This is a genomic window from Pseudomonas sp. GW821-FHT09C09 (assembly GCF_059418105.1).
In genome coordinates, this window is record NZ_JBWKPF010000011.1 from 83,049 (window position 1) to 104,689 (window position 21,641).

The 21,641-nt window shown below is 58.5% G+C and carries 19 protein-coding genes; 14 read left to right on the plus strand and 5 right to left on the minus strand.

Features of this window, described 5'->3' with window-relative positions; translation table 11 throughout:
* Positions 1-92 precede the first annotated feature (92 nt).
* Genes AC07NR_RS27710 through AC07NR_RS27745 form a run of 8 tightly spaced genes read left to right on the plus strand, consistent with a single transcriptional unit; the run spans position 93 to position 9,575 of the window.
* Entirely contained in the window at positions 93-533 is a 441-nt protein-coding gene (locus AC07NR_RS27710) for a low molecular weight protein-tyrosine-phosphatase (protein WP_495079882.1), read from the plus strand.
* A 38-nt stretch (positions 534-571) separates the two neighbouring features.
* Positions 572-2,800 (plus strand): polysaccharide biosynthesis tyrosine autokinase, encoded by a 2,229-nt coding sequence (locus AC07NR_RS27715; RefSeq protein WP_495079883.1) that lies wholly within the window; start codon positions 572-574, stop codon positions 2,798-2,800.
* 41 nt (positions 2,801-2,841) lie between these two features.
* Complete coding sequence (locus AC07NR_RS27720; protein WP_495079884.1) at positions 2,842-3,924, plus strand: glycosyltransferase; 1,083 nt, start codon at positions 2,842-2,844, stop codon at positions 3,922-3,924.
* Between the two features lie 14 nt (positions 3,925-3,938).
* A complete protein-coding gene (locus tag AC07NR_RS27725; RefSeq protein ID WP_305836434.1) occupies positions 3,939-5,051 on the plus strand; it encodes a polysaccharide pyruvyl transferase family protein in 1,113 nt (370 codons plus the stop codon).
* Positions 5,048-6,280 (plus strand): MATE family efflux transporter, encoded by a 1,233-nt coding sequence (locus tag AC07NR_RS27730; RefSeq protein WP_495079885.1) that lies wholly within the window; start codon positions 5,048-5,050, stop codon positions 6,278-6,280. The genes AC07NR_RS27725 and AC07NR_RS27730 overlap by 4 nt, the downstream gene beginning before the upstream one ends.
* Positions 6,271-7,374: a hypothetical protein gene (locus AC07NR_RS27735; protein ID WP_085713171.1), complete on the plus strand. Its 1,104-nt coding sequence runs from the start codon at positions 6,271-6,273 to the stop codon at positions 7,372-7,374. Before AC07NR_RS27730 ends, AC07NR_RS27735 begins: the two co-directional genes overlap by 10 nt.
* 12 nt (positions 7,375-7,386) lie before the next feature.
* The gene (locus AC07NR_RS27740) at positions 7,387-8,439 is read left to right on the plus strand and encodes an acyltransferase family protein (protein ID WP_423203943.1); all 1,053 of its coding nucleotides are present in this window, start codon (positions 7,387-7,389) and stop codon (positions 8,437-8,439) included.
* Positions 8,439-9,575 carry an SGNH/GDSL hydrolase family protein gene (locus AC07NR_RS27745; RefSeq protein WP_495079886.1) on the plus strand — a complete coding sequence of 379 codons (1,137 nt, stop codon included), beginning with the start codon at positions 8,439-8,441 and terminating at the stop codon, positions 9,573-9,575. Before AC07NR_RS27740 ends, AC07NR_RS27745 begins: the two co-directional genes overlap by 1 nt.
* A gap of 4 nt (positions 9,576-9,579) precedes the next feature.
* Here the strand turns inward: AC07NR_RS27745 and AC07NR_RS27750 are convergent, their stop codons facing one another.
* Both AC07NR_RS27750 and galU read right to left on the minus strand, forming a co-directional pair.
* A complete protein-coding gene (locus AC07NR_RS27750) occupies positions 9,580-9,990 on the minus strand; it encodes a phosphohexomutase domain-containing protein (RefSeq protein WP_114884347.1) in 411 nt (136 codons plus the stop codon).
* 31 nt (positions 9,991-10,021) lie between these two features.
* Positions 10,022-10,855, minus strand: coding sequence for a UTP--glucose-1-phosphate uridylyltransferase GalU (galU, locus tag AC07NR_RS27755; RefSeq protein WP_085686770.1), 834 nt, complete (start codon positions 10,853-10,855; stop codon positions 10,022-10,024).
* A 381-nt stretch (positions 10,856-11,236) separates the two neighbouring features.
* Here galU and galE point away from each other — a divergent pair, with 381 nt between their 5' ends.
* From galE to AC07NR_RS27785, 6 genes are all read left to right on the plus strand, one after another.
* A complete protein-coding gene (gene galE, locus AC07NR_RS27760; protein ID WP_495079887.1) occupies positions 11,237-12,253 on the plus strand; it encodes a UDP-glucose 4-epimerase GalE in 1,017 nt (338 codons plus the stop codon).
* A gap of 228 nt (positions 12,254-12,481) precedes the next feature.
* On the plus strand, positions 12,482-12,718 hold the full coding sequence (locus AC07NR_RS27765) for a hypothetical protein (protein WP_003226528.1): 237 nt from the start codon (positions 12,482-12,484) through the stop codon (positions 12,716-12,718).
* 89 nt (positions 12,719-12,807) lie between these two features.
* Positions 12,808-13,923: a polysaccharide export protein gene (locus tag AC07NR_RS27770; protein ID WP_114884344.1), complete on the plus strand. Its 1,116-nt coding sequence runs from the start codon at positions 12,808-12,810 to the stop codon at positions 13,921-13,923.
* A 12-nt stretch (positions 13,924-13,935) separates the two neighbouring features.
* On the plus strand, positions 13,936-14,601 hold the full coding sequence (locus AC07NR_RS27775; protein ID WP_495079888.1) for a YjbF family lipoprotein: 666 nt from the start codon (positions 13,936-13,938) through the stop codon (positions 14,599-14,601).
* A complete protein-coding gene (locus tag AC07NR_RS27780; RefSeq protein ID WP_305836442.1) occupies positions 14,598-15,362 on the plus strand; it encodes a capsule biosynthesis GfcC family protein in 765 nt (254 codons plus the stop codon). The genes AC07NR_RS27775 and AC07NR_RS27780 overlap by 4 nt, the downstream gene beginning before the upstream one ends.
* Positions 15,359-17,437 (plus strand): YjbH domain-containing protein, encoded by a 2,079-nt coding sequence (locus tag AC07NR_RS27785; RefSeq protein ID WP_305836443.1) that lies wholly within the window; start codon positions 15,359-15,361, stop codon positions 17,435-17,437. The genes AC07NR_RS27780 and AC07NR_RS27785 overlap by 4 nt, the downstream gene beginning before the upstream one ends.
* Before the next feature lie 361 nt (positions 17,438-17,798).
* Here AC07NR_RS27785 and AC07NR_RS27790 read toward each other — a convergent pair whose 3' ends face one another.
* From AC07NR_RS27790 to AC07NR_RS27800, 3 genes are all read right to left on the minus strand, one after another.
* Positions 17,799-19,193, minus strand: a complete 1,395-nt coding sequence (locus tag AC07NR_RS27790) for an undecaprenyl-phosphate glucose phosphotransferase (RefSeq protein ID WP_085713180.1) — start codon at positions 19,191-19,193, stop codon at positions 17,799-17,801.
* A gap of 382 nt (positions 19,194-19,575) precedes the next feature.
* Entirely contained in the window at positions 19,576-20,220 is a 645-nt protein-coding gene (locus AC07NR_RS27795) for a winged helix-turn-helix domain-containing protein (protein ID WP_085713181.1), read from the minus strand.
* Between the two features lie 292 nt (positions 20,221-20,512).
* Positions 20,513-21,253 (minus strand): winged helix-turn-helix domain-containing protein, encoded by a 741-nt coding sequence (locus AC07NR_RS27800; RefSeq protein WP_305836445.1) that lies wholly within the window; start codon positions 21,251-21,253, stop codon positions 20,513-20,515.
* Between the last annotated feature and the right edge of the window lie 388 nt (positions 21,254-21,641).

Consider the following 21,641-nt stretch of genomic DNA (forward strand, 5'->3'; position numbering starts at 1 on the left):
GCGAAACTGTTTCCGAGTGCAGGAAAGTCCTGTGGATTCATTTAAGTCCACGGGACATGTTGGCCGAATGACATTACACGGGAAAGTAAACCTTGTTCAAAAAGATCCTTGTCGTCTGCGTCGGCAATATCTGCCGAAGTCCGACAGCAGAACTGTTGCTGCGTAACGCGTTGGCGCCCTCGACCATCACGGTCGCCTCCGCAGGCTTGTCTGCCAGGGTTGGCGAGTCTATGGAGGCAACGGCCCGCAAGGTGCTGGAAGAGCGTGGGCAGTGCGCCGAAGGCTTCAAGGCGCGGCAACTGACAGCGGACATCGTCAATGAATCAGACCTGATTCTGGTCATGGAAAAAGAGCATGTAAAACAAGTACTGAAGATTGCCTCTCACGCCAGGGGCAAAGTGTTTCTTCTCGGCAAGTGGCAGAACGAACGAGAAATACAGGATCCGTATCGTCAAGGGCAGGCCGCTTTCATTCATGCCCATGCATTGATTGAAGATGCTGTTGGCTCATGGGCACAGCGCCTCGGGCATTGATGAATATTCTTCAGAACAGTGAATGGTAAGAAAGACTTATGCAGTTACCGTCAGTAGTCGGCACCCGTGACAACGATCAAGACAGTATTGATCTTCTCGGCATATTCGGCAGTTTGATCGATCAGAAATGGTTGATCGGTGCCTTCACCGGCGCGTTCATGATGACCGGCGTCGCCTATGCGATTCTGGCCACACCGGTGTATCTGGCCAACGCGCTGGTGCAGGTCGAACCGAAAAAGAACGACATGCTCGGCTTCTCCGATCTCAACAGCATGCTCGGCGGTCAGTCGCCGTCCGTGACCGAGATCGGCATCATCAAATCCCGCGCGGTGATCGGCAAGACCGTTGACGATCTGCGCCTGGACATCGACGTCACCCCCAATACTTTTCCGGTGATTGGCGGTTTTCTCTCCCGCCGCTATCGCGGTGAAACCGAAATCAGCGTCGCGCCGCCACGTTTCGGGCTGAACAGCTACGCGTGGGGCGGTGAGCGTCTGGAATTTGCCCGGCTCGATCTGCCCAAGGAACTGTTGGGCAAGAAACTCAGCCTGATCGCCGGCGAGCAGCAGCGCTTCCAGTTGTTCGACGACAACGACAATCTGCTGGCAGAAGGCACTGCCGGTGAAGCCTTCGCACAGGATGGCGTAGAAGGGCAGATTACGCATTTGCAGGCCAACCCCGGCACCCGGTTCGAAGTGGTGCGCTACCCACGGATCGTGACCATTCAGGGCTATCAGGACGCGCTGGATATTTCCGAGCAGGGCAAGGAGTCGGGGATCATCCGCCTGGCCCTGGCCAGCACCGACGCCGCTGAGGCGGTGAAGATCCTCAACAAGATCGCCTCGCTGTACGTGGACCAGAACGTACGCCGCACCTCGGCCGAAGCCGCGCAGAGCCTGGCCTTCCTGCAAAGCCAGTTGCCGCAGGTCAAACGCGACCTGGCCAAGGCCAGTGATGCGCTCAATGCCTACCAGACGCGCGGCAAGACCGTGAACATCTCCCTGGAAACCCAATCGGTGCTCGGCCAGTCCGTCGCCCTCGAAACACGGATTTCCGAGCTGAAAATGCAGCAGGCGGAAATGGATCGCAAGTTCACCAGACAGCATCCGGCCTATCGGGCACTGATGACCCAGATCGGTGAATTGACCCAGCAACAGAAGTCCCTGGAAGGCAAGGTTGGCGACCTGCCGGCCACGCAACAGGAACTGCTCAACCTGACCCGCGATGTCGAAGTGGCTTCGCAGATCTACACCCAGTTGCTGAACAAGTCCCAGGAACTGGACATCATTCGTGCCGGCGCCGTGGGCAACGTGCGTCTGGTGGATTCGGCGGATGTCGACCTGACCAGCCCGGTCAAGCCGAAGAAAGCCCTGATCGTGCTGATCGCGACCTTCCTCGGTGCCTTTGTCGGCGTGGCGCTGGTGCTGTTGCGCAAGTCGTTGAGCAAGGGCCTGGAAGGGCCGGAAGCCATCGAGCAGCTCGGCTTGCCGGTCTACGCGTCGATCCCTTACAGCGCCCTGCAACAGGAAGAGGACACCAAGAAAGTCCGCGCCAAGGTCACGGCGGACACACCGGCCTATCTGCTGGCGCTGCGCAATCCGACGGACCTGTCCATCGAATCGATCCGCAGCCTGCGCACCTGCCTTCACTTTGCGGCGCTGGATTCGACCAACAACCGCATCATGATTTCCGGCCCGAGCCCGCAGGTCGGCAAGACGTTCGTGTCTTCCAACCTCGCGGCGGTCATGGCCCAGAGCGGTCAGCGCGTGGTGCTGATCGATGCCGACATGCGCAAGGGGCATCTGCACAAGACGCTGAACACACCGATCACCAACGGTTTGTCGGACCTGCTGGTCAAGCGCTGCACCCTGGAGCAGGCGATCAACAAGGTCGAAGTCGACAACCTGCATTTCATCAGCCGTGGCCAGGTGCCACCCAATCCTTCCGAACTGCTGATGCACGCCAATTTCCGCGAACTGCTGGCGGAACTCAGCGAGCGCTACGACGTGGTGATCATCGATACGCCACCGCTGCTGGCGGTGACGGACGCAGCGATTGTCGGTCGTGAAGCGGGCATCAGCCTGATCGTCGCGCGCTTCGGGGTGAACCCGGCCAAAGAAGTCGAACTGACCATTCGCCGCTTCGCCCAGAACGGCATCGAGTTGAAAGGCGCGGTGTTCAACGGCGTCGAGAAGCGTGCGGCCAGTTACTACGGCAACGGCGGCTACGGCTATTACAACTACGAATACGCGTCCGACAAATCCTGAGTTTCAGCGATTGTTCTTACAGGCAACAAAGTGGGTGGGTTGTGAAGAAAATACTGCACGTGGCTGAAACGATTAAAGGTGGCGTCGCAACGGTGATCCGCACGATTTCGGCATCCCCGGAAGACGGGCAAGCCAACTATGAGCTGGTGTATCTGGTGCCGCAGGATCAGGAAAAGGAACTGCACGGCATCGCCCCGCAACAGATCCGCACCTTCGAGCGAACCGGGCGCAATGTGCCGTCGTTGCTGCGTTTTGCCTGGCGACTGATGCAAGTGATGCTCAAGGAAAAACCTGATGTGGTGCACCTGCACAGCACGTTTTCCGGGGTGATCGGCCGTTGCGTGTGTGTGCTTCTGCGGCCGTGGCGAAAACCGAAAATTGTCTATTGCCCGCATGCCTTTTCGTTCCTGATGGAAAGCTCGCCGATCAAGCAGAAAGTCTATGCGTGGATCGAGCGTGTGCTGCAAAAGGTCACCGACACGATCATTTGCGTCAGCCAGTACGAGCTGGACAAAGCCGCAGCGTTCGGCATCGAGCGCAAGCGCATGCGGCTGATCTACAACGGCATTCATCCCAAGGATGAGGAGCGTAAAGCCGAGGATCCGCAGCCGATTCATCTGCTCTTCGTCGGCCGGCTCGACTATCAGAAAGGCTTCGACGTGCTGCTCAAGGCCTACGCCAAGACCGGGCGCAACGACCTGAAACTGACAGTGGTCGGCAGTGCGGTCAACGAGGCGACGGTCGAGTGCCCGCCAATGGACGGCGTTCAGTACCTGCCGTGGGTCACGCCGGCCGAGGTCAACGCGCTGTACCAGCAGGCCGATGCGCTGATTGTTCCGAGTCGCTGGGAAGGCTTTGCCATGGTGCCGCTGGAAGGCATGGCGCTGGGCTTGCCGGTGATTGCCAGCGACTGCACGTCGCTGCCGGAGCTGGTGACCCACGGGGTGTCCGGCTACGTGTTCCCCACCGGTGATCACCACGCATTGGCCGATCGCCTGAAACAGATCCAGAAACCCGCGTTGTCGGTCCTTGGCCTCGAAGGTCGACGCATCGTCCGCGAGCGCTTCAGCGCCGCGTTGATGATCCGCCAGACCTACGACGTGTATTCCGCTCCCTCTTATTAAGTAGAACGCCGCTCATGAACGTAACGATTTTGCATGGCTACAGTGCCTCCAATTCCGGTGATGGTCTGCTGGTCGACCTGGCCATTGCGCTGGTGCAGCGCAATTTTGGCGAAGACACCGCGATCAGCGTCGTGGCCTCCGATCCGGATTCCTTCAAATACTTGCCGCACCCGCGCTTTGACGCGCCGGTCATGGCTGCCAAGGGGCTGGGCCGGGTCAAGCAGGCGGTATTCCTCAATCAGTCCTACGCCGGGCTGGCGGATCTGTTGAAGAAAACCGATCTGATCGTCGGCGTCGGCGGTGGCTATATGCGCTCCAAAAGCGCCTTCGAACACATCAAGCTGAAACTGGGCCACGCCAAGCAACTGGAAACCGCGATCCTGAGCAAAGTCCCATCGGTGTACCTGCCGCAAAGCATCGGGCCGTTCCACGGTGACAGCGACAGGATCGTCGGCCACTACGCCAGCGCCGATGCGGTGTTCGTGCGCGATAACCGCTCCTCGGCGTTGTTCGATGCCTGCGAAAATGTCTACCGCGCACCGGACCTCGCGGTGCAGGCCCTGGCCGGCAAAATCCTGCAGCAACCCAAGTTCACCCGCTGCGCCTCGACGCCGGCCACGGTGTGCGTGGTGTTGCGCAAACCGCCGGCATGGAGCAAGGAAAAGAAGCTCGCCTACGTGGCCAACCTGAAGGTGCTGCTGCAGCGTTTGAAGAACAAAAGCAAAGTGGTCTGCGCGGTGCAGAGCGCTGTGCGCGGTAACGATGACGGCGCGTTCTATCGCGAACTGGGCATCACCGAAGACCTGCTGTCGCTGAAGGCGACGATTGCCAAATATCAGCCGGACCTGGTGATTTCTGTGCGCCTGCACGGGGCGATCGAATCGCTGCTCTCCGGCGTGCCGGCGTACCACATCAGCTACGAGCGCAAAGGCTTCGGCGCCTATCAGGACATGGGCGTCGAGGACTGGGTCATCAACGGTGGCGACATCGATGTCGACACCATCATCGACACGGTTTACGCACCGAATGCGCTGTCGGATTTCGGCAAGCGCCTGACCGACACCTGCCGTGAAATCGAAGCCAAAACCGTGGCCATGGACGACATCATCAAGGGCGTCATTCGATGATATTCCGCTTGTTGCTGCGCGGCGGAGCACTGGGCGCGAAGTTCCTGCTGGTGCTCGCCATCACCCATTACCTCGGTTACGAGGCGCTGGGCTTTTACGGCGTGGTGGTCGCGGCGTCGTTGATCGCGTCGAAGTTCTACAGCGTCGGTTTCAGTTCCGAGATCAATCGGCTGATCAGTGTCGGCGGCAGTTCGAAGCGAGTCGTCGACAAGGTTCTGCTGCTGTACCTGGCCGTCGGTTTGCTGTTGTCGGTGCTGACGGTGCTGATCTATTCACTGTTCCAGCAGGTCGAGGCGACGGCTGCACTGATCGCCTGTGTGACCCTGGTACTGCTGACCGAGCACCTGTCCTTCGAGATCAATTCGTTCGTGTTTTCCGCGCAGAAAGCCACGGCGGGGGCGTTGCTGTTCTTCATCAAGACCGGCCTCTGGGCACTGCTGGCCGTGGGCGGGATGATGCTCGGCTGGGTGTCGGGGATCGCCAGCGTGCTGTGGCTGTGGGTTATCGCCAACGTGCTGGTGATCGTTTCCGGTTACCTGATTGTGGTGAACGTCCATAGCGGGCGCGAAGAGGGCACGCTGGCGACGGCGACCGTGTGGAAAGCCGGGTTGCCGTTCTATCTGGGCACCGGCCTGATCGCCGTGAGTCAGTATGCCGAGCGCTTTCTGATCATTGATCTGGAACCCTACGCCAGCCTCGGTAAATACGTGTACGCGTGGTCGGCGGCCAACACCTTGCAGGCGCTGTCCTATGCGGTGGTGGCGGTGGTCGGCATTCCGGTGCTCGCCAAGCGTTACCAGGCCGATCAACAACCGTTCACGGTCAGGCAATTGTTCGTGAACAAATGGGTCGCGCGTTCGCTGGTGGTGTCAGCGGCAGTCGCGGTGGCGATTTATCTGTTCTTCAATGTCGTGCTCGATTACGTCGGCGCAGCGGTGCCGCGTCCGGACAACGGCATCCTCGGCGTGCTGATCTTTTCCTTTGCCCTGCGCGCCATCGGCGACATCGTCTGGGGCGGCTTGATCGCGTCGAAAAACAGCCGGGTCTCCCTCGCCAGTTCGGCCCTTTGCCTGCTGATTTCGGTGCCGGTCAGCTACGTGCTGATCAAGCACTATTCGATCTACGGCGCGGCCTGGGGCAACGTCTTCGGGATCATCGTGCAGCTCAGCGTGATTGCGCTGCTGACCCGTGCAACGCGTACGAAAAAGGCTGTCGTGTCATGGGCCTGAAACTGCCGTGCATCGAGTTTCGCGGCAGGAAACTCGATTCGTCGCTGTCGTTCCTGATCCTGTTCACCGGCCTGTTTCTGTCGGTGGCCATGCCGCTGCTGATCCCTCGCGATCCCGGCCCGGATGCGATGACCCTGTGGTCGTCCTATGCCCGGGCCGACAACTGCAATTTCTGGAACCCGTTCTCGCCGGATCGCTCGTCCTACGAGTGTTCGGCGTTCCTGCTGCGGCCCACCGGGATCAACCTGACCAACGCCTGGGCCTACGGGATGTTCTGCAATTTCTTCCTCACGGCGATTCCGGTGGTGGTGTTCCGGCGCATGCCGCTGGCGATCTTCGGGACCCTGTGTCTGTGGGGCGTGGTGCGCTCGTTCTTCCTGGAGAACCTGACCAAGGAAATCATCGTGTCGGTGGCGGTGCTGAGCATTCTGTTCAGCTCGCTGACGCGCAAATATCGCGGCGGGTTTTTCCTGTCGGCGGTGATCTACGGCGTGTTGATCCGGCCCTACTGGATCCTGTTTTCGCTGTCCTGGGTCGGCGTCTGCATGATGAAGAAGTACGTGTCGCGCATGACCTTCTTCGTGATGCTGTTCCTGTTCTACCTGGCGGTGGCCATGGCGATCCAGCTGGCGCTGGGCTTTCCGGTGTCGTCGATTCGCGCCAGCAACAACGAACTGCGTACGGCGGGCGAAGAGGGTTCCAAGTCGCTGATCGTCTCGTGGCTCAGCGGCAGCGACTTCGTTTCGCAGGCCCTGGACTCGATGATCATCTTCTTCCGGCTGTCGTTCCCGGTGGAGCTGATCCTGCTCTCCGGGCCGGGCCAGGTGATCTTCGTGGCGCTGATGATCATGACCGCGTTGCTGTTGTTCAAAGTCATCACCTCGACCGATTACAAGGGCGCGCCGATCCAGACCAAACCCAAGGAACTGATCGCGATTCCCCTGGCGTTTCTGCTGGTTCAAGGCTTGTTCGAACCGGACTTCGGCTCCTTCGCCCGACACTTCTCGATGGTGGTGCCGGTGTTGTTCGTGGGCCTGGGCTTGATGCTGCGGGCGAACAAACCGGTGCGGGTCGAATCAAGAATTCTGAATTGAGGCGGGTGCTTTATGTCGAGCAAGAAAAAGTCCCTGGAGATCGAAACCCTGCGCGGCCTGGCGTGCCTGCTGCTGGTGCTCTATCACGTGATCGGCCCGTTGGGCGGCGGTTTGAAGATCGATATCGGCTCGCCGTTCCGGGTGATCGCCGATTCGATGGTGTACGTGCGCATGCCGCTGTTCACCTTCATCTCGGGCTACATCTATTCCATCTACAAGATTCGCAACAATGACTTTTCGGCGTTCTTCACCGGCAAGGTGCGGCGGCTGATCGTGCCGCTGTTTTGCGTGGGTGTGCCGTTCTCGGTGCTGCAGGCGGTGGGGCCGGGTGTGAACAAGGACGTCGGTGTGATCGATGCGCTGTTGTCGTTCTATGTGCCGGTGAACCACTTCTGGTTCCTGCAGGCGGTGTTCATCATTTTCATGTTTGTCGGCCTGCTGGAATGGCGTGGTTTGTTGCGCTCGGCGACGCGTCTGTACCTGCTGTTCGCGTTTTCCGCCGCAGTGTTTCTGTTGCCGCCGTTCAAGTTCGATGCGTTCGGCATCAACGGTGCGACCTATCTGTTGCCGTTTTTTGTGGCGGGGATGATCGGCCAGGAAAATGTCAGTGCGTTGAAGCAACGGTTCAAAGTGATCGGCCCGTTGGTGTTTGTGCTGATCTCCCTGACGCTGTTGTACATCGCTTCGCTGGATCGCGAGCTGATCATCGATCGCCGCAGCCTGATCGGCCTGACTGTTGGATGCGTGTCCTGCTTCGCGCTGCTGTCGAGTGACATGCGTTCGAAGGCGCTGACCTGGCTCGGTGGTTACTCCTACGCGATTTTCCTGTTTCATGTGTTGTTCGCCGCCACCTCGCGCTCGGTGCTCGGGCGTCTGGGCATCAAGGACGAAAGCGTGCTGGTGTTCTGCGGCGTGGCGTGCGGCTTGCTCGGGCCGGTGCTGCTGTCGACGATCTTCAGCCGGTTCAACTTCACGTCGGTGCTGTTTCTGGGCGAGCGTGCGGCGGCGAAAAAACCAGCGGGGAACGTCTCCCCGGCGCCGGTTTCGGCTAAAGGAAGTGCTTGATGGTTGTAGTGGATGACGCAGCGCCGGTCGCGGCAGCGGTGGTCGAAGTCGGCGACGCTCGCCAGCGGTTTGCCCAGTGGCGCGAAGGCAAGGCCGGGAAGGTGTTGTCGGTCTCGGTGATCGGCGACAGCTACAGCGCCGGGCAGGATTTCTATCTGAACAAACTGGTGCAGCGGCTGGTCGGTGAGGTCGGTTTTGCCGGCCCCGGTTATGTCGGTTTCAACCATGGCGCCGCGCTGGGCGGCAGCCATTTCAAGTACACCCGCAGCAGTGAAAAATACTTCGGCGGCGACTGGAAGGTGTCGAACCTGGGCGTGGCCAGTCCCGACAGCCGCACCGTGACCGGAAGTCCCGGTGCATGGCTGCAGGTCGATGCGCATCCGAGCGAAGCGATAAGCACGGCTGTCACCCAGGCAAAGTTACTTTATCTGGGCAACGGCGAATCCAGTGAACTGCGCTATCGCTGGTCGCCTTCGGCGGACTGGCAGCCGCTGAGTCTCTCCGGCGCGGGCGTCCAGGAAGTCCCGCTGTCAGGTACATCCGCCGCGACGGAATGGTCCTTCAGGCTGGAAGTGGTGAAGGGCGCGCCAACCCTGTTCGGCCTGTGGATGAGCAACGAGCAGGGCGGTTTGCGGGTGTCGAAACTGGCGGCGTCGGGTGCGGCATCCGGCGATTTCTATCATGCCGACGGTCAGTGGCAGACCCAGTGGAAAACGGTGGTCTCGAAGATTCCGGCTGACATCTACCTGATCATGCTCGGCGGCAACGATCAGGGTTTCGGCGTGAAGCCCGAGCAGTACCTGAAGAACGTTCAGGGGCTGGTCGGAATGATCCGCGAGATTCAGCCGGCAGCGAGCGTCAACCTGATCATGCGCCAGGACACCACGCGCTCCAGCGCCTATCCAATGTCGGCCTACGCGCAGGTTCTGGAGCCCTGGGCTCGCGAGCAGCATCTGGGTTTCGCCAATCTGCAATGCGCGTTCGGTACGGACGTCAAACGTTATGCGGCGGCGATGATCGGCCCGGACAAAATACATCCGGTGCCGGCCACGGGAGGGAAGGTGATTGCCGATTACTTCTATCGGATGATAGTCGGCGGCAACCACGGGACTTCCTGCGGCGCCGCCTCGGAATAAGGGCTCAGCCTTTGTCGAAGGTGTCGACGTGACCCAGAAGTTCTGCGGTCTTCTGCGGCATCAACTGCGTCACGCAACGGGTCTCCACATTGATGATGATCGCCGGCTCGTTGCAGCAGAGGCGCACGCGGAATCGCCAGTCGCCGAGAATCACCTTCAGGCCGTCGCGGTCATCGACCTCCAGCGCCTGTTCGCCGTAGATCCGTTTCAGATGGGCGAGCAGGGGATAGGGATCGCGCAGCGGCCGGCGAATGTCCCCGGACGATGGAAACATGCCGATCCGCTCCACCAGCAGGATGGTCCCGAGCCAGGATTCGTTGGCGCTGGGCAACGGCTGATGACGAGACAACCAGCTCATCACCCCGAGGTTGTCCACCTCCCGTTCAATGTCTGTCGAATGTTGTGCGATGTTCATGGTTGCCTCGTCGGATGTGCGCGGGGACGGTTCAACGGCCCTTGAGGTAGACGTTCTCGTAGCAGAAGTTGGTCGCTTGCAGGTAACCCTCGGCGTCACCGCAGTCAAAGCGCAGACCCTTGAATTTGTAGGCCAGCACGCAACCGTTCTGCGCCTGTTTCATCAGGGCGTCGGTGATCTGGATTTCGCCGCCCTTGCCGGGCTCGGTGTCGGCGATCAGGTCGAAGATGTCGGGCGTCAGGATGTAGCGGCCGATGATCGCCAGGTTCGACGGAGCGTCCTGTGGCGCAGGTTTTTCCACCATGTGGTTGACCCGGTAGATGCCGTCGGAAATTGCCTCGCCGGCGATCACGCCGTACTTGTGGGTCTGGTCGCGAGGGACTTCCTGGATGGCGACGATCGAGCAGCGGAATTTCTTGTAGAGCTCGATCATCTGGGTGAGCACGCCGTCACCTTCCAGGTTCAGGCACAGGTCGTCGGCCAGGACCACGGCGAAGGGTTCGTCGCCGATCAATGGGCGACCGCTGAGGATCGCGTGGCCCAGGCCTTTCATTTCCACCTGACGGGTGTAGGAGAAGGTGCAGGTGTCGATCAGCTCGCGAGTGCCGGCCAGGAACTTCTCTTTTTCGGTGCCGCGAATCTGGTGTTCGAGTTCGTAGCTGATGTCGAAGTGGTCTTCCAGTGCGCGCTTGCCCCGACCGGTGACGATCGCCATGTGCTGCAGGCCGGCGTCCCGCGCTTCTTCAACGGCGTATTCGATCAACGGCTTGTTGACGATCGGCAGCATCTCTTTCGGCATGGCTTTGGTGGCCGGCAAGAAACGCGTGCCGTAGCCGGCAGCGGGGAACAAACATTTACGAATCATAGAAGTTTCCTGGACATTCATGGCATACAGCCATCGGTTACATTGCAATAAGGAAAAGTTGCAAGTTGATGAAGCTGTACTTTAATACCTGAGTCAGGTTGTGAGTGACAACGTTAGCTTAGTGTAAAAGGGGATAATGTTATTAGATGTCGGCTTGATAAATAACAGTTATTTTTAGTCGGTATCCGTTGATAGTGGTGAAAGTGCGGGAGTGCTAATAAGTACCGGGCAATACAGTTTGGCCCTTAAAAATATTTTTGGCCAGCGATGGAACTGTTTTTGTTTTGGGTTGTTGTCGCCCTGTTTATGTGAAGCAAGACACACATTAAACAAGTTGGGCTTGACACGCTAGTTGGCACTTTTCCCACTATGGACCGCGCTATGAAGATTCTGGTAACGGGTGGCGCCGGGTATATCGGCTCGCACACCACACTCGCATTGCTTGAAGCAGGTTATGAAGTTGTCGTTCTGGATAATCTTTGCAACAGCAGCGACGCGGTACTGCACGCCGTGGAAGGCATTTGCGGCAAAAGTGCGCTGATGATTCGCGGCGATGTGTGCGACCGGGCGTTGCTGGACCGGATATTCCAGCAGCATTCAATTGATGCCGTCCTGCATTTTGCCGGGCTTAAAGCGGTCGGCGAGAGCGTACGCAAGCCGCTCGAGTATTACGAAACCAATGTCAGCGGCAGCATCACGCTGTGCCAGGCGATGGCGGCGGCAGGGGTCTTCCGGCTGGTGTTCAGCTCTTCTGCCACTGTTTACGGCGAGCCTGAGCAGATGCCGATCCGCGAGGATTTTCCTACCGGAATTCCGACCAATCCCTACGGCCAATCCAAGCTGATCGTCGAAAACGTTCTGCGCGACCTGAGCCAGGCCGAGCCGCGCTGGAGCATCGCGCTGCTGCGTTACTTCAACCCGATCGGCGCCCATGCCAGCGGCCACATGGGCGAAGACCCGAGCGGCATCCCCAATAACCTGCTGCCGTACATCAGCCAGGTGGCGGTCGGCAGCCTGCAGGAGTTGTCGGTCTTCGGCGACGATTACCCCACGGCAGACGGCACCGGCGTGCGCGACTACATCCACGTCGTCGATCTGGCGGACGGGCACCTGAAGGCCTTGCAGGCCATCGACGGGCGCACCGGCATTCATACCTGGAACCTCGGCACCGGCGACGGTTACAGCGTGATGCAAGTGCTGCGAGCCTTCGAACAGGCGTGCGGCAAGCCAGTGCCGTTTCGGGTGATGCCACGGCGTTCGGGCGATATTGCCGAGAGTTGGGCCGACGCTTCCAAAGCGGAAAAAGAACTGGGCTGGAAAGCCACACGCAACTTGCAGGACATGGTTACCGATACCTGGCGCTGGCAATCGAATCATCCCAACGGCTATCAGGAATGATGGCCTTTTAGTCCAATGTTATTTTCGGTCAGGTTGTTAGATATCGTCGGGAAATTACACTGGCAATGCCTTTTGCAAGTCCGTAGATATAAACCTGCCGTTCGACTTTTATCAGTTGCGTAGGACTGTGAAAGAACAACGGATCTTGTTCGCGCTTTTTGCGACTTGAACTCTACCACCTCTAACGAAACACCCGATGTAACGGTGCAATGTTAGAAAGGAGTTGATATGAAAAAAGTGATGGCGATTGCCTTGTTGACGATGTTGAGCAACTGGGCATCCGCAGCTGAAGCGCCGCTTACAGCGGTAACCAATGTATCGGGCAGTGTCGCGGCTTCTACAGCGCCCGCTGCCAGTACTGCAATGGTTGCCAGTGCCGTAGCGGCGTCCAACAGTGGTGGAAGTGCCAACGGCGGTACAACGGGTACCACCGGTACCACGGGTACAACCGGCACGCACAACTAACTGAAGTAACTGTTGGTGCAGTACAAGGTCGCCCGACGAAAGTCGGGTGACTTTGTTTTGGATTCGCCCTTGAATAGCGTAGTGCCATTATGACTCGTAGTTTTTCTCTTTTAATGCTGGCAAGTCTCGCTCTGCAAGGTTGCATGTTTTCCCCCGGTCAACACCTGAGCACCTTTGGCATCACCCGCCAAGGCGCCAGTGAAAGCAGCCGGGTCGAGTTGATTCCGATCACCCCCAAGCTGATCTCCATGAACCGCGCCACGCAAAAGCGTGAGTCAGTGCCCACGGAATTGCTGGCGACGCCGGCCGAGTACCGCATCGGCAACAACGACGTGCTGTACATCACCGTGTGGGATCACCCCGAGCTGACCGCGCCGTCGGGCGCGCAGCAGCAGATCGACGCCAACGGCCGTCTGGTGCGCTCCGACGGCACGCTGTATTACCCGTACATCAAGGAAGTCCAGGCCGCCGGCCGGACCATCCAGCAACTGCGCGACGACATCGAACAACGGCTGTCGGCGTTCATCGCCGAGCCGCAAGTGGACGTCGCCGTGTTGCGTTTCGCCAGCCAGAAAGTCGTGGTCACCGGCGCGGTCGCCAAGGCTGGCCCGCAAGCGATTTCCACCAACCCGCTGAGCGTGGTCGAAGCCCTGGGTTCGGCGGGGATCGACACCAACAATGCCGACCTGTCCGGGTTGTTGCTGACGCGCAACGGGCGGGTCTATCCGCTGAATCTGGATACCCTCAATCAACAGGATTCCGAGTTGCAGAACGTCTACCTCCAGGGTGGCGACAAACTGTATCTGCCGTACAACGACAACAAGCGCATCTACGTGATGGGCGAGGTCAATCAGCCGCGCGCCCTGAGTTTCAAGACGGCGACGATGAACCTGTCCGACGTGCTCGGCTCGGTCGGCGGCTTGAGCCAGACCACCGCCAACGGCAATGCCGTGTACGTCATTCGCGGGGTGGAAAACCTCGATGTGGAACCGGCGAAGATCTATCAACTGGAAGCCGAATCGCCGACAGCCATGGTTCTCGCCACGCACTTCGAAGTGCGCCCGCAGGACGTCGTTTATGTAGGGCCTGCCAACGTGACTCGCTGGAACCGTCTGATCAGCCAGTTGGTGCCGTCGGCATCGATTGTCGGCACCGGCGCTTCCGCTGCGAAGAACTGGAGCGAATTCACCAACAACAGCAAATAAGGCCCGCCGACTTTGAAAACCTTGAATGTTGGCGTCTGCCTGATGGCGGCCTTGTTGCTGTGTGGCTGTAATCCGCTGATGGTTGCGTCGGTGACCAACCTCAAGTCGGCGGTGGTCGGCCCGGATGATATCGACGTGACGCCGGCCCAGGTGGCCGAGGTGGATTATCCGCAACTCAAACTCACCACGCCGTCCGGTTCCGGTGTGCTGGCGCTGGTGCGCAAGCGCGATGACCTGCAGTTCTGGGTGGCGTCCGGCAAGCAGGTCCTGCTGCTGCGCGACGGTCTCGCGGTGCGCAGCATCGGCCTGGGCGCGGAGGGCGACCTGGACGGCACGCGGCTGTCCGATGCCTCGCCGTTCAAACGCGGTCTGCAACACGTTACCGATGGCCAGACCAGCCAGCGCTGGATCGATCTCTACAAGGGCCAGGAAGTCGGGCTGATCGTCAACAGCCGCTTCACCCGCAAATCCGTGGAAACCCTGAAGATTCTGAACAAGGAATACGCCGTGCTGCGTGTCGATGAACGTATCGACGTCCCGGCCATCGGCCTGCGGGCGACCAATCGTTACTGGGTCGATCCGGTGGACGGTTTCATTGTGCAGAGTGAGCAGCAACTGACCTCGCAACTGCGGGTGAAGATCGTGCAGCTGACCCCTGATCGCAGGCATCTGCCATGAAGCGCTTGAGGGTTCTGTCGGCGGGTTTGATGTTGCTCGCCGGCGCAAGTCAGGCAGCGGTCACGGTCACCGGCGATGTGGCCAACCCCGGGCCGGTGACGTTGCCGCCGGGCGGCCGATTGACCGATGTGATCAGCGAGGCTGTGCCTAACGCCGAGGGTTACTGGCTGGCCGGTGTGCTGCTGCGTCAGTCGCTGCTGGAAGAGCAGACCCGGCTCAAGGTCGGCGTGCTGTTCGATCTGGACGTGTTGCAGCGCATGGCCGATTTGTTTGATCGACCGAGCCGCAAAGCCCTGGCGGTGCGCATGGCCGAGGACGTGCGGCAGATGCCGGTTACCGGACGGCAGATCGCGGATCTGGACCCGGTGGCGCTGGAAGTCGGCTTCGCCCGCAACATTCGTCTGGACGACGGCGATCGCCTGATCTACCCGCAGCGGGTCGATGAAGTGGAAGTGCTCGGTGCGGTCGCCGGGACCTGCCGGCTGCCTTATCAACCGTTGCTCGAGGCCCGTGAATACCTCAGCAGTTGCGTGCTGCTGGAGGACGATGCCGACGCCGATTACCTGTGGCTGATCCAGCCCAACGGGGTTTCGCGGCGCGTCGGCATTGCTCACTGGAATCGCGAGAGCGGGCAGTTTCCCGTTGCCGGCAGCAAGATTCTGGTGCCGTTGAAAAACGATGATCTGGATCCGCCTATCCCTGAACTGAATCAGCAGTTGGCCGAATTTATTGCCACGCAGTTGGCTGAGGTGGTTCGTTGAATTTGCGTTTTGCAGCTGTGTTGTTATTGCCATGCGGCCTGGTCCATGCCGAGCCGCGAATTACCCAGGGCGATTTTGGTGGCACCGGTCTGTTGCAGACACCCACCGCGCGCATGTCCCCGGCCGGCGAGTTGAGCGTCAATGCCAACCGCACCGAGCCCTACAGCCGCTACAGCGTTTCGTTACAGCCGCTGGACTGGCTCGAAGGCTCGTTTCGCTACACCGCCATTACCAACCGTCCCTACGGCCCGGAATCCATGAGCGGCAACCAGAGCTATAAGGACAAGGCGGTCGACGTCAAAGTCCGGCTCTGGGAGGAAACCCATTGGGCCCCCGATGTTTCCCTGGGCTTCCGAGACGTCGGCGGTACGGGTTTGTTCGCTAGTGAATTTCTGGTGGCCAACAAGCGCTACGACAACCTGGATTTCAGCGCCGGCATCGCCTGGGGCTACATCGGTAATCGCGGCGATATCGACAACCCGTTCGGCTATCTCGATGATCGCTTCAAGACGCGCCCGTCCCTGAAAGGCACCGGTGACGTCAACGCCGGTTCGTACTTTCGCGGCCAGCCATCGTTCTTCGGCGGCGTGAGTTACCAGACGCCCTGGGATCGTCTGAGCCTGAAACTCGAATACGAAGGCAACGATTACAAGCACGAACCGAAGGACAACGTGATCAAGCAGGACTCGCCGATCAACCTCGGCGCGGTGTTCAAGGTGACAGACTCCCTCGACGTGAGCGCCGCGTGGGAGCGGGGCAACACGGCGATGTTCGGCGTCACCTTTCACACCAATTTCGTCAGCCGCAAGGCGCCGGCCAAGAATTTCGATCCACCGCCGGAGCCGCTGCCGGCGAAGGCTCCGACCACGTCGATGGATCAGGTTGACTGGGCCAATGTGTCGCAACGCCTGCAGCAAAATGCTGGCTACCGGGTCGAGCGCATTGCCCAGCGTGATTCGGAATTGATCGTGTATGGCGAGCAGCAGCGCTACTTCCATTCCTCCAAAGCGGTGGGGCGTGCGAGTCGGGTGCTGGACAACAGCGTCAACGACGACATCGACTGGTTCACCCTGGTGAACAAGCGCTACGACCTGCCACTGGAAGAAACCAGCGTGCCGCGCCAGACCTTCCGCGAAGTGATCAACAACGAAGAGCCGCTGCAGACGTTGCACCGCACCACAGAGGTCAACCCGGCGATGCCGCACATCGAGAAGACGCTCTACACCCAGCCGCTGCAGCACTTCAGTTATGGCGCGGGTCTGGGCTTCAAGCAGAACGTCGGTGGCCCGGATGGCTTGCTCTATCAATTCAGCGCCGACCTCGACGCCGAGTTCCGCTTCAACCGCAACACCTGGTGGAGTGGCATGCTCAGTCAGAACCTGACGAACAACTTCGACAAGTTCAAATACGACGCACCCAGCGGCTTGCCGCGTGTGCGCACGGACTTGCGTCAGTATCTGACCACGTCCGACACCACCATGCCGTTATTTCAGGTCAGCCACGCCGAGCAACTGGACAAGGATCTGTACGGCATGGTCTACGGCGGTTATCTGGAGTCGATGTTTGCCGGGGTGGGCGGCGAGGTGCTGTTTCGTCCGACCGGCGAGCGCTGGGCGATCGGTGCCGATCTGAACTACGTGCGTCAGCGCGAATTCGACCAGGGCTTTGGCCTGCGGGACTACTCGGTGCTGACCGGCCATATCACCGGTTACACCGACCTGCCTTACGAAACACTGGCGGCTGTCAGCGTCGGCCGTTATCTGGCGGGCGACTTTGGCGGCACGCTGGATATCTCCCGGGAGTTTTCCAACGGCGTGCGCTTCGGTGCCTGGGCGACCATCACCACGGCCGGCAGTACGGAATACGGCGAAGGTAGTTTCGACAAGGGCATCTATCTGTCGATTCCGTTCGACGAGATGATGAGCATGTCGACCATGCGCCGGGCCAACCTGGTCTGGGCGCCGTTGACCCGTGACGGTGGTGCGAGGCTCAGCCGCAGCTTCCAGCTGCACTCGATGACCGATAGCCGTGAAGACGACATGTTCTATCGCAACTTCGGGAAGATTACCGAGTAAGTCCGAGAGACCGGGAAGCCAAAAACGGGAGCCTTTCGGCTCCCGTTTTGGTTTGGGGTGGCTGTCTTCTTGAGCCTTCACCACTGCTGAGGGAGCAGGGGACGGCGAGCTCTAGCCCGGTGTTGAATGATCCGGCGCTATCGCTGGCAAGCCAGCTCCCACAGTGATTGTGGTCGGTTCGGGATTTGTGTTTCACCACAAACTCCTGTGGGAGCTGGCTTGCCGGCGATGACGTCAGTTCAGCCGACCTCACTACAACTGACCCAATGCAGGTGCAAGTCTCCCGCCAAACCCCCAAACCCCGCCCACAAAAAAGGGGACTTTCGTCCCCTTGCGGTCTTGCCTTGTGAAGCGCTGCGTCTCAGTAAATATCCTTCGACAACAGGGTAAACGGCGTCTTCACCAGGATCTTCACATCCAGCCACAGCGACCAGTTGTTGATGTACTTGAGGTCGATCTCTACACGCTTCTCCATCTTGTCGAGAGTGTCGGTCTCACCACGGCAGCCGCTGATCTGCGCCAGGCCAGTGATGCCCGGTTTGATTCGGTGACGGGCCATGTAGGCGAGGATCTTGCCCGAGTAATAGTTGTTGTGCGCCACGGCGTGCGGACGCGGGCCAACCAGTGCCATGTGGCCTTGCAGCACGTTGAACAGTTGCGGCAGTTCATCCAGCGAAGTGCGGCGGATGAAGCGCCCTACGGCAGTGATGCGCGAATCGTTGCGGCTGGCCTGCTTGACGTCACGGTCATCGTGGACGCGCATCGAGCGGAACTTCCAGACCTGAATCACCTTGCCGTTCCAGCCATGGCGATCCTGCTTGAAGAACACCGGGCCCGGCGAGCTGAGCTTCACCGCCAGCGAGATCAGCAACAGCACCGGGCTCAACAGGATGATGGCCAGCAGCGCGACGCTTTTCTCCATCAGGCTCTTGCTCAGGGCGGCGGTCGGGCGGCTGGTCAGCGGGCTTTCATTGAGGTAGATAGCGGGCAGGCCGTCCACGACTTTTACCGAGTGATTGAGCAGCGTCAGGCTGTTCAGGTCCGGTACCCAGACCACGTCGACGTTGGCATCCAGCAGATCGACATACATCGCTTCGATCTTCGCCGCTTCGGACAGCGACAGCGTGATGTAGAGACGGCGGATATCGTGGCGTTTGATCAGCTCCAGCAAGTTTTCCTGATCACCGACGACCCGTGGAGCATCAGCGTCCAGAGCGGGCAGGGTGCCGTTGCTGACCAGACCTACCAGCGGCAGGTTTTCGTGTTCGCTGAGCTTCTTCGCCAGGCCCAGGGCCAGTTCGCCCGTGCCGACGATCAGGGTCTTGTGCTCGCTTTTGCGGGAACGCTGGTAGTACTTCGAAAACGCATGCAGCGGCGCATACAGCAGCGCCTGACCCAGGAAGCCGTACACCGCCCAGTCAAGAATCACCTGGCGCGAAAACAGCTCATCGGCCTTGCAGATGAACGCGATGAAGGTCAGCCCGGCCATTGTCATCGACCAGCCCATCAGCAGCCGTCCGAGGCCGGTCAGGTAGTTGTCGCGCTTTCGGTAGGCGCCGCTGAACGTGTAGGCCGGAACCGAAGCCAGCACGGCCAGCATGGTGCACATCCGGTAATAGAACTCGACCGTTCCCGTGTGCTGTTCAGCCAATACAAATAACAGTGAAACAATAAAGCACTGTGCCAGCGCCCATTGGCCCCAGAAGGTAAGTCCCTTGAGGCCGGTGTTTCGGTTGATACGTAGAGTGAGATCCATATGCGATATCCCCAAAAGACTTCCATTCAGGTTTCGACAGTTGAAATCCGAGTTGTTAAGCAGAGTTGTTTTTGTTTTAGGTGCCCATGTTCTGAGGTAACAACATCGGTATGCCGAACTGTCGTCAATCAATAGACTAAGTTATTGGGGAAGAAGCTGTCTGACGAGTTCTAACAAGATGGCAAAGTGCCAAGCAATTGATTGGGGATATAATCGAACGTTAGAAAAGGTCAAAGGGCAAAGGGTGAACAAACAATAATCTGTTTGCTATCGTAGGAAGGGTGAGGAGGGAAGCATTACTGAAAAGGAGGTTCAAACAAGCAAAGTGCTTTTTTATTTTTGTTATTGCACTTGCTTCAATTTCTGGATGTGGAGGCTGTGCTCAGGCAACAACTTCCTGGATCAGGCAATAACCACGATTGCGCACGGCACGAAACAGCCGTTCACCATTGCTGGCACTTTTGAATTTGTCTTGAAGACGGCTCAGGCACATTTCCAGCCCGCGATATTGTTCCGGTTCCCGGCCGATGCTGAGGATCAGATCGTCGCGACTGACAACGCGTTCTTCGTGGTGCAGCATCTTTCTGACCAGTGCGGTTTCGAGGCCGGTGAGGCTGATCTCGACACCTTCCTTGACGAGTGCGCCCTGGTCATTGTCCAGATGCCAGGCCTCTGTGCAGGGAACATTGCCTTCAATGGAGCCGGTGTCTTCTATTGCAGGTGAATTCTGGAGCGAGTTTACCGATTGTGCCGCCAGCCACTCGGATTCGAGGGTGGCCAATATGCGCTGTGTATCGTGTTCAATACTGCGAGCGACGCTTTTCCTTGTGCCGCGTGGGTAAGTGAACTCCATGAGCGTGGGAGTGGAAGAGGGCGAAGCAACACCTTCAACAAACATTTGTGCCTGGGACGTACCGAACGAATTGAAACGCTCGCTGGAGAGAATGCTCTCGAGTTCACGTTGCGACGCAGAGTTATTGGTCACGACAACAAAATATTTTCGTGGGAGGGTTGTACTGGTTTCCATGTCTCTCTCCTGAATAACGCACCAAATTTGGCTAAAAGGTAATCGGCAGACGAGTTATAACGCGTTCGGAAATAATCGACAGGCAGGGTCTGGGCCCGATTTTGGCCCGCGACAAGTTCCACTGGGTCTGCTTTTAGAGTAATGATTTATTGTTATGTTTAAGTGTTGCAGCGCTCATTCAATTGACAGCTTTTTATTGGATGGATAATGCAAATAAAACGGTGAGACCGTGGATTGTTGTAGCGTTGCATCAGACGTTCCCTCGTATGCTGCAAATGGTGATTTCCCTGACTCAGGCGGTCGAGATCAACCCCCTCATCAGACGGTAGCCATACCCGCGAATGCTCTGTATGGCGTTCGTACCGTACACGTCCTTGATTTTCCCACGCAAGCGGCTGATGGATTTTTCCAGTGCGCGAGGGTCGTAGAAATGCGTGTTGAGCCCCATGATGCCGGCGATTTCGTCATGGCTGAGAATGTGATTGCTGGTTTGCGAAAACGCTTCCAGGATCTTCATCTCGGCAAAGGAAATGTCCAGTTTCTTGCTGGTGTCGGAGAGGCAGATACGGGTCGGGTCCAGTATCAGATCAATGTCACGCAGCCATTCTTCACTGCTGAAGAACTCATTCAGCAACTCGCCGCCCTCATCGGAAAGGGTATTGAGCTTGATACAGAAGTCTGCCCCGGCAAGATGGTATTTGATCTTGTTGTGGGCGCCGCGACCGGTAATCACCGCACAAATGATCGGCTTCAAGTTCTCGGTGCGCAGGTTCTCCACCAGCGCCAGATTGTCTTCCAGTGCTTGCGGAGTATCGATGACGATGAAAATGGCGCGATAGGCGCCGTGATATTCGTTTGGCTGATATGAACTAGTGAAAGAGTCGACTTCCAGCGCCAGACCGGTCTGCACATGTTTGGCGATTAGCGCTCTGAAGTGTTCGGCCACAGCACGGGTACGCGCCAGGGCAAGAACACCTGGCGCGTCGTTTGTCTGGTGCGAGCTTCTAGTCGCTAAGTTCCCTGTAAGCATCATGCCTTGACTCGAAAAAGTGCGGACATCGGGATGTTAAAGCACCGGTTCTCATCTGTGACTGACAATTGGTAACATTCGCGCGATTTTTAGACGTGGCTCCCGAGTTTTTTAACAATAATTAAGCTTTTCAAGCTTTTAGTTGATTTTCTCGGGGTGCTGAACTAACGAAACGAACGTCGTTAGATGGTGGCGATGTGCAATGGTGCCACTATTTTGTAATTATGGCGACCGGTTTTTATGTCCTATGGCCAGTATGGTTCGTCGCCAGAATCAGGGGAGTGTGAGGTGGGTCACATTTTAGGGGCGCAAGGTTATTTTTGCCACTAAGTGAACAAGTTCACAGACAGACGATTATTAACATGGCTTGAGTGTGTCTTTTGATAAGACA

Coding starts and splice junctions, on each gene's coding strand:
- AC07NR_RS27715 (WP_495079883.1), top strand. CDS start 572: ATGCAGTTACCGTCAGTAGTCGGCACCCGTGACAACGATCAAGACAGT.
- AC07NR_RS27725 (WP_305836434.1), top strand. CDS start 3,939: ATGAACGTAACGATTTTGCATGGCTACAGTGCCTCCAATTCCGGTGAT.
- AC07NR_RS27730 (WP_495079885.1), top strand. CDS start 5,048: ATGATATTCCGCTTGTTGCTGCGCGGCGGAGCACTGGGCGCGAAGTTC.
- AC07NR_RS27735 (WP_085713171.1), top strand. CDS start 6,271: ATGGGCCTGAAACTGCCGTGCATCGAGTTTCGCGGCAGGAAACTCGAT.
- AC07NR_RS27740 (WP_423203943.1), top strand. CDS start 7,387: ATGTCGAGCAAGAAAAAGTCCCTGGAGATCGAAACCCTGCGCGGCCTG.
- AC07NR_RS27745 (WP_495079886.1), top strand. CDS start 8,439: ATGGTTGTAGTGGATGACGCAGCGCCGGTCGCGGCAGCGGTGGTCGAA.
- AC07NR_RS27750 (WP_114884347.1), bottom strand. CDS start 9,990: ATGAACATCGCACAACATTCGACAGACATTGAACGGGAGGTGGACAAC.
- galU (WP_085686770.1), bottom strand. CDS start 10,855: ATGATTCGTAAATGTTTGTTCCCCGCTGCCGGCTACGGCACGCGTTTC.
- galE (WP_495079887.1), top strand. CDS start 11,237: ATGAAGATTCTGGTAACGGGTGGCGCCGGGTATATCGGCTCGCACACC.
- AC07NR_RS27765 (WP_003226528.1), top strand. CDS start 12,482: ATGAAAAAAGTGATGGCGATTGCCTTGTTGACGATGTTGAGCAACTGG.
- AC07NR_RS27770 (WP_114884344.1), top strand. CDS start 12,808: ATGACTCGTAGTTTTTCTCTTTTAATGCTGGCAAGTCTCGCTCTGCAA.
- AC07NR_RS27780 (WP_305836442.1), top strand. CDS start 14,598: ATGAAGCGCTTGAGGGTTCTGTCGGCGGGTTTGATGTTGCTCGCCGGC.
- AC07NR_RS27790 (WP_085713180.1), bottom strand. CDS start 19,193: ATGGATCTCACTCTACGTATCAACCGAAACACCGGCCTCAAGGGACTT.
- AC07NR_RS27795 (WP_085713181.1), bottom strand. CDS start 20,220: ATGGAAACCAGTACAACCCTCCCACGAAAATATTTTGTTGTCGTGACC.
- AC07NR_RS27800 (WP_305836445.1), bottom strand. CDS start 21,253: ATGATGCTTACAGGGAACTTAGCGACTAGAAGCTCGCACCAGACAAAC.